The sequence below is a fragment of the Enterobacter sp. MEB024 genome (genome assembly GCF_030209635.1).
Lineage (GTDB): Bacteria > Pseudomonadota > Gammaproteobacteria > Enterobacterales > Enterobacteriaceae > Enterobacter > Enterobacter ludwigii.
On record NZ_JARVRQ010000013.1, the window covers coordinates 17,409 to 34,730 of the forward strand.

Annotated in this window: 14 protein-coding genes; 8 read left to right on the forward strand and 6 right to left on the reverse strand. The window is 54.9% G+C overall.

Annotation, left to right across the window (positions count from 1 at the left end; genetic code table 11):
• Nucleotides 1-108 precede the first annotated feature (108 nt).
• The 3 genes from hmsP (at nucleotide 109) to QRN24_RS18480 (ending at nucleotide 5,280) form a co-directional block, all read left to right on the forward strand.
• Complete coding sequence (hmsP, locus tag QRN24_RS18470; RefSeq protein ID WP_284942953.1) at nucleotides 109-2,115, forward strand: biofilm formation regulator HmsP; 2,007 nt, start codon at nucleotides 109-111, stop codon at nucleotides 2,113-2,115.
• 159 nt (nucleotides 2,116-2,274) lie between these two features.
• On the forward strand, nucleotides 2,275-3,561 hold the full coding sequence (locus tag QRN24_RS18475) for a dicarboxylate/amino acid:cation symporter (protein WP_014172087.1): 1,287 nt from the start codon (nucleotides 2,275-2,277) through the stop codon (nucleotides 3,559-3,561).
• A gap of 225 nt (nucleotides 3,562-3,786) precedes the next feature.
• Nucleotides 3,787-5,280, forward strand: a complete 1,494-nt coding sequence (locus tag QRN24_RS18480) for a M16 family metallopeptidase (protein WP_025202804.1) — start codon at nucleotides 3,787-3,789, stop codon at nucleotides 5,278-5,280.
• 45 nt (nucleotides 5,281-5,325) lie between these two features.
• Here the strand turns inward: QRN24_RS18480 and kdgK are convergent, their stop codons facing one another.
• A complete protein-coding gene (gene kdgK / locus QRN24_RS18485) occupies nucleotides 5,326-6,255 on the reverse strand; it encodes a 2-dehydro-3-deoxygluconokinase (RefSeq protein ID WP_020884489.1) in 930 nt (309 codons plus the stop codon).
• 228 nt (nucleotides 6,256-6,483) lie between these two features.
• Between kdgK and pdeH the strand changes: the two genes are divergently transcribed.
• Nucleotides 6,484-7,257 carry a cyclic-guanylate-specific phosphodiesterase gene (gene pdeH, locus QRN24_RS18490; RefSeq protein WP_032679195.1) on the forward strand — a complete coding sequence of 258 codons (774 nt, stop codon included), beginning with the start codon at nucleotides 6,484-6,486 and terminating at the stop codon, nucleotides 7,255-7,257.
• Between the two features lie 65 nt (nucleotides 7,258-7,322).
• Nucleotides 7,323-9,365: an AsmA family protein gene (locus tag QRN24_RS18495; protein ID WP_086532996.1), complete on the forward strand. Its 2,043-nt coding sequence runs from the start codon at nucleotides 7,323-7,325 to the stop codon at nucleotides 9,363-9,365.
• Between the two features lie 60 nt (nucleotides 9,366-9,425).
• On the opposite strand, the gene QRN24_RS18500 is transcribed toward QRN24_RS18495, so the two are convergent.
• The 3 genes from QRN24_RS18500 to QRN24_RS18510 all read right to left on the reverse strand — a co-directional run bounded on the left by QRN24_RS18500 (nucleotide 9,426) and on the right by QRN24_RS18510 (nucleotide 12,985).
• Complete coding sequence (locus QRN24_RS18500) at nucleotides 9,426-10,748, reverse strand: MFS transporter (protein WP_014172082.1); 1,323 nt, start codon at nucleotides 10,746-10,748, stop codon at nucleotides 9,426-9,428.
• Nucleotides 10,749-11,009: 261 nt separating this feature from the next.
• Complete coding sequence (yhjD, locus tag QRN24_RS18505; RefSeq protein ID WP_284942954.1) at nucleotides 11,010-12,035, reverse strand: inner membrane protein YhjD; 1,026 nt, start codon at nucleotides 12,033-12,035, stop codon at nucleotides 11,010-11,012.
• A 50-nt stretch (nucleotides 12,036-12,085) separates the two neighbouring features.
• Nucleotides 12,086-12,985, reverse strand: coding sequence for a LysR family transcriptional regulator (locus tag QRN24_RS18510; protein WP_284942955.1), 900 nt, complete (start codon nucleotides 12,983-12,985; stop codon nucleotides 12,086-12,088).
• Between the two features lie 119 nt (nucleotides 12,986-13,104).
• Here QRN24_RS18510 and QRN24_RS18515 point away from each other — a divergent pair, with 119 nt between their 5' ends.
• Both QRN24_RS18515 and QRN24_RS18520 read left to right on the forward strand, forming a co-directional pair.
• Complete coding sequence (locus QRN24_RS18515) at nucleotides 13,105-13,863, forward strand: SDR family NAD(P)-dependent oxidoreductase (RefSeq protein ID WP_025202809.1); 759 nt, start codon at nucleotides 13,105-13,107, stop codon at nucleotides 13,861-13,863.
• A 173-nt stretch (nucleotides 13,864-14,036) separates the two neighbouring features.
• A complete protein-coding gene (locus tag QRN24_RS18520; protein WP_078774781.1) occupies nucleotides 14,037-14,639 on the forward strand; it encodes a response regulator transcription factor in 603 nt (200 codons plus the stop codon).
• Here QRN24_RS18520 and QRN24_RS18525 read toward each other — a convergent pair.
• Nucleotides 14,618-14,956 (reverse strand): lysozyme, encoded by a 339-nt coding sequence (locus tag QRN24_RS18525; RefSeq protein WP_014172077.1) that lies wholly within the window; start codon nucleotides 14,954-14,956, stop codon nucleotides 14,618-14,620. The two genes, QRN24_RS18520 and QRN24_RS18525, sit on opposite strands and share 22 nt — an antisense overlap.
• A gap of 71 nt (nucleotides 14,957-15,027) precedes the next feature.
• Nucleotides 15,028-15,567, reverse strand: a complete 540-nt coding sequence (locus tag QRN24_RS18530) for a GNAT family N-acetyltransferase (protein ID WP_284942956.1) — start codon at nucleotides 15,565-15,567, stop codon at nucleotides 15,028-15,030.
• A gap of 148 nt (nucleotides 15,568-15,715) precedes the next feature.
• Between QRN24_RS18530 and QRN24_RS18535 the strand changes: the two genes are divergently transcribed.
• A complete protein-coding gene (locus tag QRN24_RS18535) occupies nucleotides 15,716-17,305 on the forward strand; it encodes an STY4199 family HEPN domain-containing protein (protein ID WP_032679187.1) in 1,590 nt (529 codons plus the stop codon).
• Nucleotides 17,306-17,322: the final 17 nt, after the last annotated feature.

The window sequence follows — 17,322 nt, forward strand, 5'->3', positions numbered from 1 at the left end:
TTAATCCATTTGTAAGTCTCTCTTAAAAGTACAGCAATCGGGTATACTCAGGCGCACCAGGTTTACACCCTGGTGCGCCCTGCGCTTCGAGTTTTGTGGAGAGTCATTTTGCGTGTCAGCCGTTCCTTAACTATCAAACAGATGGCGATGGTTTCTGCCGTCACAATGCTGTTTGTACTCCTTTTTTGCGTAATTTTGCTGTTTCATTCCGTACAGCAGAATCGCTATAACACGGCTTCGCAATTAGAAAGTATTGCCCGCTCGGTGCGTGGCCCGCTCTCTGCCTCTATTTTGAAAGGGGATATTCCCGAAGCGGAAACCATTTTAAAACGCATTCAGCCTGCCGGTGTCGTGAGCCGCGCAGACGTGGTGTTACCCAATCAGTTTCAGGCGCTGCGGATGAGTTTTATCCCCGAGCGCCCCGTCCCCATGATGGTGATGCGACTGTTTGAACTGCCGGTGCAGATTTCGCTGCCGGTCTATTCGCTTGAGCGTCCCGCGAATCCACAGCCGTTGGCCTACCTTGTTCTGCAGGCAGACTCGTACCGCATGTACAAGTTCGTCATGAGCTGGGTTGTCACGTTAGTGACCACTTGCTTACTTATGACGCTTATTCTGAGCGTGGCGCTGACCTGGTGTATTAACCGTCTGATTGTGCATCCGCTACGCCGGATTGCCCGGGAGTTGAACACGCTTTCACCGCAGGACCAGGTGGGGCATCAGCTTCCGCTGCCGCGTCTTCATCATGATGACGAGATTGGTATGCTGGTACGCAGCTATAACCTCAACCAGCAGCGGATGCAGCGCCAGCAGGATGAGCTGAACAGCAGCGCCACGCGCTTCCCGGTGTCGGAGCTGCCCAATAAAGCCTTCCTGATGGCGATGCTGGAACAGACTGTCGCCCGCCAGCAAACCACCGCGCTGATGGTGATCGCCTGTGAAACCCTGCAGGACACCGCCGGCGTGCTCAAAGAGAACCAGCGTGAAATGCTGCTCCTGACGCTGGTGGAGAAAGTGAAGTCCGTGCTGGCCCCGCGCATGGTGCTGACCCAGGTCAGCGGGTATGACCTGGTGGTAATTGCCAACGGCGTGAAAGAGCCGTGGCATGCGATCACGTTAGGTCAGCAAGTACTCACTGTCATTAATGAGCGGCTGCCCATTCAGGGCATCCAGCTTCGTCCAAGCGCCAGTATCGGTATTGCGATGTACTTCGGTGACTTAACGGCGGAACAGCTTTACCGTCGTGCTTTCTCGGCGGCGTTTACCGCCCGGCGCAAAGGGAAAAATCAGATCCAGTTCTTCGACCCGGAACAGATGGAAAGGGCGCAGCAGCGCCTGACGGAAGAGAGCGACATTTTGACCGCGCTGGATAACCGTCAGTTTGCCCTCTGGCTCCAGCCGCAGGTGAATTTGCTGACGGGCGAGGTGATCAGCGCGGAAGCGCTGCTGCGCGTGCAGCAGCCGGATGGTTCATGGGAATTGCCGGAAGGGCTCATTGAGCGCATCGAATCCTGTGGCCTGATGGTCACCGTCGGTTACTGGGTGCTGGAGGAGTCGTGCCGACAGCTTGCTGCCTGGCAGGAACGAGGCGTGACGCTCCCGCTGTCGGTCAACTTGTCCGCCCTGCAGCTGATGCATCCGACCATGGTGTCTGAGATGCTGGAGCTGATCCATCGTTACCGGATCAAGCCTGATACGCTGACGCTGGAAGTCACGGAAAGCCGGCGTATTGACGATCCTAATGAGGCGGTCGCGATTCTGAAACCGCTGCGTAATGCCGGTATACGCATCGCGCTGGACGATTTCGGTATGGGTTATGCCGGGCTGCGTCAGCTCCAGCATATGAAAACCCTGCCGGTGGATGTGCTGAAAATCGACAAAGCCTTTGTTGAAGGGTTGCCGGAAGACAGCAGCATGGTCCAGGCCATTATCCAGCTGGCCCGCAGCCTGAAACTGCAGCTGATTGCCGAAGGGATTGAGACAGACGCGCAGCGCACCTGGCTGGCTGAAGCGGGCGTGGAGGGTGGACAGGGCTTCCTGTTTGCACCGGCTGTTCCGTCGGATGTCTTTGAACAACGCTACCTTTCCGGTGGGGACAATAGCGCAAACGTGTAATTTTGTTGCTGGCTTGTGCGAGCCAGCTCAAAGTTCTTAACATTTGTGTTTCAAATTTGAACTGGGTTTATTTCTGTCCTGTTATACGGGTGTTATTTTAAAGCCGCAGGTTAACCATAACCTTACAAAGCCTGTGGTTTTTCTTCCCAAGGACACCCTATGAAAACCTCACTCTTCAAAAGTCTCTATTTTCAGGTCCTGACAGCCATCGCAATCGGTATTTTGCTTGGTCACTATTACCCTGAACTTGGCGCACAAATGAAACCGCTTGGCGACGCATTCGTTAAGCTCATCAAAATGGTCATCGCCCCGGTGATCTTCTGTACCGTCGTGACGGGCATCGCTGGCATGGAAAGCATGAAGGCGGTAGGCCGTACCGGTGCAGTGGCGCTTCTCTATTTCGAAGTGGTCAGTACCCTTGCGCTGATTATTGGTCTTATCATCGTGAACGTGGTGCAGCCCGGCGCGGGGATGAACGTTGACCCGTCGACGCTGGATGCCAAAGCGGTCGCGGTGTATGCCGATCAGGCGAAAGACCAGGGGGTAGTGGCCTTCCTGCTGGACGTTATCCCAGGCAGCGTCATCGGTGCATTTGCCAGCGGCAACATTCTGCAGGTGCTGCTGTTTGCCGTCATGTTTGGCTTTGCCCTGCACCGTCTGGGCAACAAAGGCCAGCTGATCTTTAACGTCATCGAAAGCTTCTCGCAGGTCATCTTCGGCATCATCAATATGATCATGCGCCTGGCGCCTATTGGGGCCTTCGGTGCGATGGCATTCACCATCGGTAAGTACGGCGTGGGTACCCTGGTGCAGCTGGGCCAGCTCATCATCTGCTTCTATATCACCTGTATTCTGTTCGTGGTGGTGGTGCTGGGCTCAATCGCCCGCGCGGCAGGGTTCAGCATTTTCAAATTTATCCGTTATATCCGCGAAGAGCTGCTGATTGTTCTGGGGACCTCTTCATCAGAATCGGCCCTGCCGCGCATGCTCGATAAGATGGAAAAGCTGGGCTGCCGTAAATCGGTGGTGGGGCTGGTCATCCCGACGGGCTACTCCTTCAACCTTGATGGCACCTCGATATACCTGACAATGGCGGCCGTGTTTATCGCTCAGGCGACCAACAGCCATATGGACATTTTCCATCAGGTTACCCTGCTGGTGGTGCTCCTGCTCTCGTCTAAAGGGGCCGCAGGTGTTACTGGCAGTGGCTTTATCGTGCTGGCGGCCACCATTTCCGCGGTCGGACACCTGCCGGTGGCGGGTCTGGCGCTGATTCTCGGTATTGACCGCTTTATGTCTGAAGCCCGTGCCTTAACCAACCTCGTGGGTAACGGTGTGGCAACGGTAGTCGTGGCAAAATGGGTGAAAGAGCTGGATCACAAAAAGCTCGACGATACGTTAAATAATCGCCAGTCAGACAGCAAAACTCCTGGTTTATCCTCTTAATATTGTCACAAATGCCCGCATTCCCTTGTCGGGATGCGGGCTCCTGCGCATAATAACTGTTCGTACCTGTCATAATTCGACAAGATTTTTTTGGGTATATTTCACTTCTGACCGTGACGTTTTGTAGAACACGCGGTCTAATCGACGTGTTTTCATCGTCATCTTTTAGAGTGAAACGCGTCGCGAGACACTCTCTTTAACCAGGAATGTTGATCAGGGGTTCACATGCAGGGCACAAAAATTCGACTCTTAACCGGCGGTTTGCTGATGATGGCAGCAGCCAGTTATGTGCAGGCAGATGCGCTCCAGCCAGACCCGGCCTGGCAACAAGGGACACTAGCGAACGGTTTTCAGTGGCAGGTTTTAGCCACCCCACAACGTCCGAGTGACCGTGTTGAAATCCGTCTGTCTGTTAATACCGGCTCCCTCACGGAAAGCACTCAGCAAACCGGTTTTAGCCATTTTATTCCCCGACTGGCGCTCACGCAGAGCGGCAGTTTGCAAGCAGTTCAGGTGCGTTCGCTCTGGCAACAGGCCATTGATCCGAAACGTCCGCTTCCGCCGGCTGTGGTCTCGTATGACTACACCATGTTCAACCTGAGCCTGCCAAATAACCGTAACGACCTGCTCAAAGAAGCCCTTACGTATCTCGCCGATGCGTCGGGCAATCTGGCGATTACGCCGGAAACCGTTAACTATGCGCTGAGCAACAGTGACATGGTTGCCACCTGGCCTGTGGACACCAAAGAGGGCTGGTGGCGTTACCGCCTGAAGGGTTCAACGCTGCTGGGGCATGACCCGGCCGAGCCGCTGAAACAGCCGGTGGACGCTGAGCAGGTAAAATCGTTCTACCAGAAATGGTACACCCCGGACGCGATGACGCTTATCGTGGTGGGGAATGTGGACAGCCGTGCGGTGGTGGAGCAGATCAACAAAGCGTTTGGCGAACTGAAAGGCAAACGCGAAACACCGGCCCCTGTCCCAACGCTCTCTCCACTGCGTGCAGAGCCTGTCAGCATTATGACGGATACCGTTCGTCAGGATCGCCTCTCCGTCATGTGGGATAACGCCTGGCAGCCAATTCGTGAGTCAGCGGCGCTGCTGCGCTACTGGCGTGCCGATCTGGCACGTGAAGCGCTGTTCTGGCACGTTCAGCAGACGCTCAGCAAGAATAACGTGAAGAATATCGGTCTCGGCTTTGACTGCCGCGTGCTGTTCCAGCGTGCACAGTGTGCCATTAACGTTGAATCGCCGGGCGATAAGCTGAATGCGAATCTGGGCGTGGTGGCAAAAGAGCTGGCAAAAGTGCGCAAAGAGGGCCTGTCGGAAGAAGAGTTCAATGCGCTGGTCGCACAGAAAAAACTTGAGCTGCAGAAGCTGTTTGCAACGTATGCCCGCGCCGATACCGACATTCTGATCAGCCAGCGTATTCGCTCACTGCAGAATCAGGTGGTGGATATTGCGCCGGAGCAGTACCAGAAGCTTCGTCAGGACTTCCTGGAGGGGTTGACCGTCGATATGTTGAATCAGGACTTACGTCAGCAGCTGTCGCAGGAAATGGCGTTGATTCTTCTGCAGCCGAAAGGCGAGCCGGAATATGACATGAAGGAACTTCAGTCGACCTGGAATACCATTATGGCCTCCACGCCGCAGCCATCGCAGGCTGCTACGGCAGATGATTTGCACCAGGACGCAACGGATATCCCGCAGGGGCAGTAATGCCCCTCATCCAGAACCCTCTCCCTGTCGGAGAGGGTTTTGTTTTTACTGTGGCATTGCCTCACGCGGAATAATTGCCCCGCGATACTGGATCACGGTGCTCGCCGTCAGGTGTCCACGCTGGGCCGCCGCTTCTGGCGTCCCGCCCGTCAAACGCACCGCCAGATAGCCCGCACTGAATGAATCACCCGCCGCCGTCGTATCAATCACTTTCTCTTTCGGCAACGTCACCGCAGGGACGTCGATGACGGCTTCACCTTCGATGGCGACCAGACACGAATCAGCCCCGCGCTTAATCACCACTTCACTTACGCCGGCGGCCTGCGTACGCGCAATCACCTCATCAACGGGTTTCTCACCCCACAGCGCATCTTCATCATCGAGCGTCAGGAAGGCGATATCGGTGCATTGCAGTATCTGCTGATAAACCTGCTGCGTCTCTTCACGGCTGGCCCACAGGCGCGGACGGTAGTTATTATCGAAAATAACCTTGCCGCCATTGGCGCGGCATTCACGCAGTAACGACAGCAGTTTTTCACGGCTGGCTGAGCTTAAAATAGCCAGGCTAATCCCGCTCAGATAAAGATAATCAAAGGTGGCTAACGCTTCGCAGATGGCAGCCGCATCGTCGCTCTCCAGCCAGAATTTGGCCGCGGCTTCGTTACGCCAGTAGTAGAAGGTCCGCTCGCCGGTATCGTCGGTTTCAATGTAGTAAAGCCCCGGCAGGCGGTTTTCCATACGCTGTATCAGCGAGGTGTCCACCTGCTCACTCTGCCAGGCTTCCAGCATTTGCTGGCTGAAACTGTCCGTCCCCAGGGCGGTGACGTAGTTCACGGTAAGGGCCTCAGGGGCAACCTGACGGGCAATATAAACGGAGGTGTTTAACGTATCGCCACCAAAACCGCGGCTGACTTCCGCGCCTTTTTGTGACAGCTCAATCATGCATTCGCCAATCACGGCAATTTTCTTGGTCATAGTCGTGAACCTGAACAGAGTAATTTTCGGTAGTGTGCGCTGAGTGAATTATGCGGTCAACTATATTAAAACGACGTTCCATTATTTTATTTGAGCCAGCGCGTGTTCCTGTTAATTTCTGCCCGCTTAATTTCATTTTCCCGGTGAATTGAACATAAAGTTCTCAATTGCCGGGCCGATAACCCTTTGACGAGTCCAGAAAGGCCATCCAACAACAGGACATCTGAAATGAAGTCAGAGCAGGTTATCCAGCGGCTGAGCACTACGCCTGAGGCAAGTATTGAGAACTTGCAGGAGCATCGCTACTGGCTGCAATGTGAGCGTGCGTACACCTATCAGCCGATCTACCGAACGGACGGTCGACTGATGGCTATTGAAATTTTGACCGTCGTGACGCACCCGTCAAACCCCTCACAGCGTATCGCACCGGACCGCTATTTTGCCGAAGTTGCCGTGCGCCAGCGCCTGGATGTGCTGGAAGAACAGCTCCGTATGCTGGCAACCAAACAGGCCTTTTTCGAACAGCATGCCATCCTCGCCTCGGTCAACGTCGATGGACCCACCCTGCTGGCGCTGCGCCAGAACGCGAAATTACAGGAGCTGATCGCCTCCTTACCGTGGATGCGCTTTGAGCTGGTGGAGCATGTTCGTCTGCCACAGGACTCATCATTTGCCTCGATGTGCGAATTCGGCCCGCTGTGGCTGGATGACTTTGGCACCGGGATGGCGAACTTCTCTGCCCTCAGCGAAGTGCGTTACGACTACATTAAAGTGGCCCGCGACCTGTTCATTATGCTGCGCCAGACCCCGGAAGGGCGGAATCTGTTTACGCTGTTATTACAGCTGATGAACCGCTACTGCCAGGGCGTGATAGTGGAAGGTGTGGAAACGCTGGATGAGTGGCGTGATGTGCAAAATTCTCCCGCGGCGGCGGCACAAGGCTATTTCCTCTCTCGTCCGGTCCCAATGGATACCCTCGATTCCGTGATAACGATCCTCTGATCTGCCCGCTTCCCTTTGTCTGAACTATAGTTTTACAGGTAAGGTCATCAGGAAAGGGGATAACAATGACAAAAACAACCAGGGTAATCTCCTGGACAGCAGGGATTTTATTGTTGTTGATCGTGGTCGCCGTCGTCATTATCGCGACGTTTGACTGGAACCGCCTTAAGCCGACCATCAACCAGAAAGTCTCCACCGAACTCAATCGCCCCTTCGCCATACGCGGCGATCTCGGGGTGGTGTGGGAACGTCAGAAAGAGGAGACCGGCTGGCGAAGCTGGATCCCCTGGCCGCATGTCCACGCCGACGACATCATTCTCGGCAACCCGCCGGATATTCCTGACGTGACAATGGTGCATCTGCCCCGCGTAGAAGCCACGCTGGCCCCGTTAGCGCTACTGACCAAAACGGTTTACCTGCCGTGGATCAAGCTTCAGCAGCCCGATGCGCGTCTGATCCGCCTTTCCGAAAAGAACAACAACTGGACGTTTGATCTCGCCAGCAGCGACGAAAAAGATCCCAATGCGCAGCCCTCATCATGGTCATTCCGTCTCGACAATATTCTCTTCGATCGCGGGCGGATCGCCATCGACGACAAGGTCAGCAAAGCTGATATCGAGATCCTGGTCGATCCGTTGGGCAAACCGCTGCCGTTTAGCGAAGTGACCGGCGCAAAAGCGAAGGGCGATAATGCCAAAGCCGGGGATTACGTTTTCGGCCTGAAGGCCGAAGGACGCTACAAAGGGCAGCCCCTGACCGGCACCGGTAAAATTGGCGGCATGCTGGCGCTTCGAAGCGACTCGACGCCATTTCCTGTGCAGGGGGATTTCCGCTCCGGGAACACGCGGGTGGCCTTCACCGGGACCGTCAACGATCCTATGAACATGGGGGGCGTTGATCTGCGGCTGAAGTTTGCCGGTGATTCGCTGGGTGAACTGTATGAACTCACTGGCGTCCTGCTGCCAGATACACCACCGTTTGAGACGGACGGACATCTGGTGGCAAAAATCGACACGGAAAAATCGTCAGTATTTGATTATCGCGATTTCAATGGCCGTATTGGCGACAGCGATATCCATGGATCGTTGACCTACACCACCGGAAAACCGCGCCCGAAACTGGAAGGCGATGTGGAGTCTCGCCAGCTGCGGCTGGCCGATTTGGGGCCGCTGATCGGGATTGATTCCGGTAAAGGCACGAAATCAAAAGAGGTGAAGAAAGATCGCCAGCCGGCGGGGAAAGTCCTGCCTTACGATCGCTTTGAGACCGATAAGTGGGACGTAATGGATGCGGATGTTCGCTTTAAAGGGGGCAAAATCGAGCATGGCAGTACGCTGCCGATCAGCAATCTTTCGACCCATATCCTGCTTAAAAATGCCGATTTACGCCTGCAGCCGCTGAAGTTTGGCATGGCGGGTGGGACCCTCTCATCGAACATTCACCTCGAAGGCGATAAAAAGCCGATGCAGGGGCGTGCCGATATCAAGGCCCGCCGGCTCAAACTGAAAGAGCTGATGCCGAACGTGGAATTGATGCAGAAAACCCTGGGTGAAATGAACGGCGATGCGGATATCCGTGGCGTGGGGAATTCCGTGGCTGCACTGCTCGGGAGCAGTAACGGTAACCTGAAGCTTCTGATGAACGACGGGCTGGTGAGCCGCAACCTGATGGAGATCCTGGGGCTGAACGTCGGGAACTACGTCATCGGGCAAATCTTCGGTGATGATGAGGTGCGGGTGAACTGTGCGGCGGCCAACCTGGATCTGGTCAACGGCGTGGCGCGCCCGCAAATTTTTGCTTTCGATACGGAGAACGCGGTTATCAACGTGACCGGTACCGCCAGTATGGCCTCCGAGCAGCTTGATTTAACCATCGATCCGGAAAGTAAGGGGATTCGTATCATCACCCTGCGTTCGCCGCTCTACGTGCGTGGGACCTTTAAAAATCCGCAGGCGGGTGTGAAACCCGGTCCGCTGATTGCGCGCGGCGCGGTGGCGGCAGCACTCGCGACGCTGGTTACGCCAGCGGCGGCGCTGTTGGCGTTAATTTCGCCGTCAGAAGGGGATGCGAATCAGTGCCGGAACATTTTGTCGCAGATGAAAAAATAACGTGCGGCTTTCGGGACCTTTACCCTCTCCCTGGGGGAGAGGGTATCAGGCCGCGGTGAATTACAGAGACTGGTGCTTCGTCTCGTGGGTCAGCAGCAGGGCAATCAGCGTCAGTGCTGCCATGGCGGCCAGGTAAACGCCCACGTAGAACAGGCCATAATTTGCCTGCAGCCAGGTGGCGATATAAGGCGCAACGGACGCACCCAGAATAGAGGCAACGTTATAGGAGAACGACGCGCCGGTATAACGCACTTCCGTCGGGAACAGCTCTGGCAGCAGCGCGCCCATCGGGCCGAAGGTCAGGCCCATCAGGCTCAGACCAATGAGCAGGTACGCCATGACCAGCGCAGGGCTACCTGAACCCAGCAGCGGCGGGAAGACGAACAGGGCAAACAGAATGATCAGCGTGGTGATAACAATCATGCTTGAGCGACGACCAAACTTATCCGCCAGCAGGCCGGCAATCGGCACCATGACGCCAAACCCAATGACCGCCATCATCAACATCCACAGCACTTCGTTACGCGGCAGGCCGAGCCCAACCGGCGCGGCGGCGGTGCTGAACGTCATTGAGTAGACCGTCATGATATAGAACAGCGTGTAGGTCGCGAGCATGATAAACGTGCCCAGTACCGTCACGCGGACGTGTTTAGTCAGCAGCGTACCCAGCGGCACTTTTACCTGTTTTTTCGCGGCGGCAACTTTAGCGAAAACCGGCGTTTCGTGAAGCGACACGCGGACATACAGGCCAATCAGCACCAGCACGGCGGAGAAGACGAACGGAATACGCCAGCCCCAGCTCATGAACTGTTCGTCCGTCAGCAGCCAGGAGAGCAGCAGGAAAGTCCCGTTCGCAAAGAAGAAGCCAATCGGTGCGCCAAGCTGCGGGAATGAACCGTACAGCGCGCGTTTGCGTGCCGGTGCGTTCTCCGTGGCCAGCAGCGCCGCCCCCCCCCATTCACCGCCCAGCCCCAGACCCTGACCAAAACGCGCCAGCGCCAGCAGCATCGGGGCCAGAATACCAATGGTTTCGTAGGTAGGCAGCAAGCCGATAGCGACGGTGGAGATCCCCATCGTCAGCAGCGAGGCCACCAGCGTGACCTTACGGCCGATGCGATCGCCGAAGTGTCCAAACAGGGCAGAGCCAATCGGACGCGCAACAAACGCGATCGCAAAGGTAGCCAGAGACTGCAGCGTGGCTGCCGTCGGGTCACCCTGCGGGAAGAAAATATGCGGAAAGACAATGACCGCTGCGGTGGCATAAATGTAAAAGTCGAAGAACTCAATGGCGGTGCCAATCAGCGAGGCGACGACAACTTTGTTTCGCGAGTTAACCGGCGCGGTTTCCGCGCCGGAGTCGAGTGTTGTGGCTGTTGCTTGCATAATATTTTCTTATTTTTAGTCGGACGAAAGGCCATATTACGCACAGCAAAAGCGACATTTCAATCTGTAACAAAGCCGCGCACTGGTGATAAAAGCAACAAAAAGCGGATAATGTTCAGGCCAGACAAAACACTTCTATGAAATGCTTCACAGTTTTCAAATATCAGCTGATAAAACTGGTTTTTGGTTAAATAAAAGTTACGGACTGGATTTATATGCTGAAATGATGAATCGGGCTGAAGTTTCAGCCCGGGAGAGACGTTATCGGTGTGTTTTACCCGGCATGCGCGGGTCGTCTTTGTACTCGGCGGTGGCAATCCATGCCGCGCAGAACAAGGTCAGGCGGGCGAAGAAGTAGAAGAACGCCATCAGCCCCAGCACCGAGCCAAACGCCGCGCCAGAAGGGGATTTCACCAGCGATGGCAGAGTGTAAGTCATCACAATTTTGATCACTTCAAAGCCTATCGCCGCAATCAATGTGCCGCGGATCAGCGCCTTTTTACGCGGACGATGGCGGGGCAAGCGCCAGAAGATCCAGAAGAACAGCAGATAGTTGGCGAAGATGGAAATAGCCAGTCCAATGCCGCGCCACGCGGGCTTCAGCCACTCGATGTAATCCAGATAGAGCGCAGAGATAATCATCTGCTGCGCCGAACCGGCGACAGAGGTGATGGAGAGCGTCACAATCAGCGCGACGAGCAGGCCAATCAGCGAAACAAAGTCGCGAAGATACTTAACCCAGATTTTCTCCTGGTCTTGAGGCTTACGCTCCCACACCTCACGCGACTGGGCACGAATGGCCTCGCGGAGGTTGCCCATCCAGTTAATCCCGGAGTAAAGGGCAATCAACAGACCGACGATACCGACCGTCGTACGTTGCTGTACGGCGGTATTAATGGTGTTTTTGAGCGTGGTGGCGAGGGTCGGATCACTGACGTTATTCAGGATTTTATTGAAGATATCCTGCAGCAGCGTTGGGTGTGACGCGAGCACAAAACCGGCTGCGGCAAAAGACACCATCAGGATCGGGATCATCGATAAAAAAGAGAAATAGGTGATGGCAGCCCCAAACTGGTTACCCATGCGGTCATTAAACCGCTCTGTCGCGCGTATCAGGTGCGCAATCATGGGGAACTGCTGTATCCGCTCTGCCAGGCTGGTGACAGTCCCCAGCGCTTTGCTGGCGGCGCCTGGCATTTTTACTTCTTCGGGCCCGGTTTCCATCTTCTGGATGGGTTCGTAATCTAAATGTTGGGTAGGTCGTTGCGGGTTGTTTTCCGGCGTCACGCGACTTTTCCTTTTCGTTTGGCTGGATGTTATTGAATTATAGCTTGCGACTAATCCACGTAAGCTTTTGTGAGTGCAGTCAGCCACTCCATAAACAGATGTACCCGACGGGAGAGGTTGCGCCGGTGGGGATAAATCAGCGATACCGGCATCGGTTCCGCCCGGTACTGCGGGAGAACTTCAATCAACTTCCTGGTGTGCAGAGCGTCACGCACGCCAACGCGCGGCACCTGGATAATACCTAGCCCGGCGATACAGGCCGCCTGATACGTTTCTGTGCTGTTGACGGTCAAAACCCCGCCCGTCTTCACCCACTGCGTCGACGTGCCGTTATAAAACTCAAAGCCCTGGGGACGTGTTCCCAGCGTGGCGGCGTAGTGAATGACGGCGTGTGAACCCAAATCTTCCAGTGTTTCCGGATAGCCAAAACGCGTGACATAATCCGGGCTGGCGCAGTTAATCACCGACAGCTTGCCCAGCGGGCGGGCGATAAGTCCCGAGTCTTTGAGCGCGCCGACGCGTACCACACAATCAAACCCTTCACGAATAACATCCACCAGGCGATCGCTGCTGCTAAGTTCCAGCTCGATGCCCGGATATTGCTGCAGAAAAGCAGGCAGTTTGGGGATGACTAAATTTCGAGCAACGCTGACGGGCATATCCACGCGTAACCGACCGCTGATGGTGGAGGGGTCATGCTGGAACATACCGTCCAGTTCATCCAGGTTTGTCAGAAGATCTTTTGCCCGCTCGTAATACACCATGCCGTCCTGTGTCAGGCTTACGCGACGCGTGGTTCGGTGCAATAGCTGGGTTCCCAGTCGGTTTTCCAGCGCCTGAATTTGCCGCGAAACACTGCCTTTCGGCAGCGTCAGTGACTCCGCCGCCCGGGAAAAACTCTCCAGTTCCGCGACACGAACAAACAGCTGCATTGCGTGAATTTTATCCATAGACGAAGCTCATTGTTGTTGCAATTGAAACAGTGAAGCGCTCTGTGACATCTTTATTGATCTTCTATCACCTAATAAGCTCTTTCTCAATCTCCACAACAGTCAAAACGAGGTTTCTTATGTCTGAACGTATTGCATTAGTCACAGGTGGTAGCCGTGGTCTGGGTAAAAACGCGGCGTTGAAGCTCGCAGCAGACGGAACGGGAATTATCCTGACCTATAACCGAAGCCAACAGGAAGCGCTGGATGTTGTGCGCGAAATTCAGCAAAAAGGCGTTAACGCGGCAGCATTGCAGCTCAACGTCGGAGATGTTGCAAGTTTCGACCTTTTTGCCGCTCAGCTTCAGGAAATCCTTAATACCGTATGGCAGCGTGAAACCTTTGATTATTTATTAAACAACGCCGGGACGGGCTTGTACGCGCCCTATGCTGAGACAACGGAAGCCCAGTTTGATGAGGCACTGAATATCCATTTCAAAGGGCCTTTTTTCCTGACGCAGCGTTTGCTTCCCTTGCTGAACGACGGTGGGCGGATCCTGAACGTCTCCAGCGGGCTGGCCCGTTTTACGCAACCCGGTTCCGGCACCTATGCGGCAATGAAAGGGGCGATGGAAGTGCTGACCCGCTACCAGGCGAAAGAGCTGGGCGCGCGCGGTATCTCCGTCAATATCATTGCTCCCGGTGCGATAGAAACCGACTTTGGCGGCGGACGCGTGCGTGACAACGCGCAGCTTAACCAGATGCTGGCATCGCAGACGGCGCTCGGGCGCGTAGGGCTGCCGGATGATATCGGTGATGCCATTGCGGCGCTGCTCAGCGATAAACTGGGCTGGATGAATGCGCAACGTATTGAAGTATCAGGCGGTATGTTCCTGTGATGCCTTCGCTTAAGGGGATGGAACCTCTTAAGGAAATCCTCAAATTGAATGTGTCCAGATACTGGGAGATATAAATAACACTGGTGGATTTGTAACGTCTCCGTTCATTGAGTTTTTTCTTAAATAATGCCTCTGTAGAATCTCCCTTCGCGACTCTCAGAGGGAGAAAAACGATGCGGGTAATTATGTTTGACAGGCAGTCCCTGTTTATTCACGGAGCGATACACAGTCTTCAGAAATTAATTCCGGAAATAAATATTACGGGAAGCTGTCAGGCAGAAGATTTATGGGCGCAAATTTCAGCGTCACCTTCGGCTATCGTCATGATTGACGGGAATTTAATTGAGGATGAGGGGATCGCCTGGCTGGAAGCGATCATGCAGCGTTTCCCGACGATACGCGTGGTAATGGTTCTGGCTAAAAAAGAGGCCCGCTGGGTTGAACAATTGCTGCAGCGAAACGTGATGGCCATTGTTCCCCGCAATGCGCACCCGGAGCGCTTTTCCGCGGTGCTGGATTCGGTCTCCCGAGGAATGGTGTGCTTCCCCGGTGAGTGGGTGAGGCAACCGTCGGCGCCGCAGGCGTTATTATCCTTAAGCGAACGCCAGCGCGAAGTCCTGAAATTACTGGCGGCGGGGGAGTCCAACAAAGAGATCGGGCGCAATCTCAACATCAGCGCCGCCACGGTGAAAGCGCACCTGGAAGCGCTTTTCCGCCGTCTGGAGGTGAAAAACAGAACCCAGGCCGCGATGTACTATACCCGGGCGACGGCCTGAAGAATTGCGGTCGGGAGTGAGGTCGTCTCACCGAAACTGAGCATCATCAACACCAGCGCGTCGTGCTGCTGTTGGGTTAACGGGCGTTTAAATTTTTCCCGCAACAGCGTTTCGCACAGCTGAATATCATCGTGAAGTAAATATTCAGCCTGTAGCGGCGTGATAAGACGCTGAAAACATTCGCCCTGGCGAATAACATGGCCATAGCCTATAACCCATAAACCGTTTTCATCACGATATTTCTCCAGAGAAAGCCCCTGGTGTTTTTTTATTAACGCAATGGCGGCAGAAGATATCTTCAGCGCATGACCTTTCATATTCGTTTCCTCTTAATGGCAATATTGTAGAGGAAACGACACACGCGAAATATCCGCCAAATGGCTATAGGTCAGGAATAATTGCTGAGATATTCCTGCTGCAATAAACCGAACAGCCAGTCATTATGCCATTGTCCGCCAAGGTAATAACTCTCGCGTAACTCGCCCTCCAGACGAAAGCCCGTTTTTTCCAGCAGGCGTCTGGAGGCGATATTCCCCGCCGTGACGGTGGCGGTGAGGCGGCGTATGCCGCCCTGATGAAAGGCGTAACCGCACAGCGCCTGCAGTGATTCGAAGCCGTAGCCTTTCCCCTGGGCCGCAGGTGCAAAAAGAAAACCCACTTCCGCGCAATCGTCATCGCGATGAATATAACCGGTGACGCCGAGCGGTACGCCGGAGGTGGCGTCACGCACAACGAGGCAAAGCCAGTGCGCGCTGCCCGGCGTCCAGGGCGTCAGACGAGATTCGAACGCCTCGCGGATCGCCTCCACGGGGCGATCTTCCGCGACAAAACGCATCACCTCGGGGTCGTGCTGCAACGCCAGGAAAAAGGGCCAGTCATGGTCTTGCAGCGGTGAACAGATAAGACGCGATGTCGTTAAGACAGGCATTCAGATTCTCCTGAAACATTTAAAATGATTTTCGTGGTGTCACTTTATTTCAACAGAAAGTCAGGTATGGTTAACCTCGTATAAATAAAAAGAAAAACGGCCATTACGGGCCCATTCTGGTTGTCTTCGTTGTCGCTTAAGGAAAACAATGACTCTCAGCACAGCACACCCTATCCGCGAACAGTTCGAACACTGTCTGGCGGTTATTCGCCAGGCCTCGGTTGAAATTTTACTTCTCCTGAATGTACATGTTTCTGAGGGAAAAGATCCACGCTGGTTTCTGGAACAACTGGACAGCGCGCGTTTAGGCCTGGGGGGCTGGAATGCGGTTGCGAAGACGCTCAATTTGAATGACGCGGAGATGTCCGAATTCACGCTGCAATTGCGTCTGCTTCAGCAGCGTGTTCCTCAGTACGAAAGCGGTCAGGATGTCAGTGAAAACCAGCTGATTGCCGCGATGCGGTTTGTGACCACACTGGAGCACCTTCGTTTGCAGCAGCCTCTTCTGACCTACAGCACCGAAGTGGCGCCAGGCAGTGAACTCCAGCAACAACAGGCGCACAAGCAGGTGCGTACGATTGAGTTGATGATAAAAGGGCTGATCCAGCAGGCCTGGCCCGATCAGGTGCGGCTGAATAACCATCTTAAAACCCTGTTTAACGCGGACCGCGTGCGGCGCTGGCTGAAGCTTGGTGACATCAATGATGTGCTGAGCGGCATGATGTTCAGTGAGCTGGCACAGATGCTGGTGGATAAAAAAGAGTTCAGCCGCTACTACGCCTCGCTGTTTAGCGATCCGTCAATGCTCACGCTGATGGTGGAACCGCGGAAAACCCTGCAAACCTTCCTCGATGATATTCGGCAAATCCGCAACAATATTACCGTGCAGAAAGCGTTAAGTTCGGCGCAAATCCAGCTGCTGGATAACTACTACACGCAGATCACCCGACCGGTTCAACGTGCTTTTGAAGAGGGGAGAACCCGCGTCAACCCGGCCGGACTGATGGCGGTGGATGCCAGCGAGCTGCATGCTTTCTGGGAAAAGGCGCAGAAAATGGATCGTGTGACCGGCGGGGATCTCTTTGAGGTTCGTGACACGATTGAAAAACCGACCCAGCGCGCACCGCGCACGCCAGAACAGCGTGAGCAGCTTATTTCCGGCGCGTTATGGGGGGCGGTTGGCGTGATGGTGATTGCCATTGTGGCGGGCGGCTTCTGGCTGGTAACCAGCAGTAAACCCCAGCCTGCAGCCGGGAACGTTGCAGAAACGGCCCAGCCTCAGGAGATGCGCGAAACCCCCTCCTCGCGCGAGACGCTGTCGCGCATGGGCGTGACCTGGGACGAGAATAATTTCCGCTCGGCGATTAACCGCAATGATACCCGGGTGGCACTGCTGTTTTTGCAGGGAGGGATGGACTGGAAGCTCTCCTGGACGGAAGAGGCGATGTCGGCTGACTATGACGACGTTCTGGAGCTGATGTTGCGCTACCGACAGAACATGGTGGAACAGAAGCCGTGCCGGCGCTTTATCAACACGCTCAGCCATGCCATGTCGAATGGCGAGTCCCTGACGTCAATGCGTAAACAGTATCTGAAGGCGTTTTGCACCGTGCCTGCCGTGGTGAAGCGCCAGCAGCATGATCTGGATTTGGCGACGCGTCGGGCACAATCACAGCCGGATGCCACCACAAAAAAATGGCAGTCCATCCAGACCGCCATTTATGAAGTGATTCGTTAATCCTGTCTTCTCCCTCT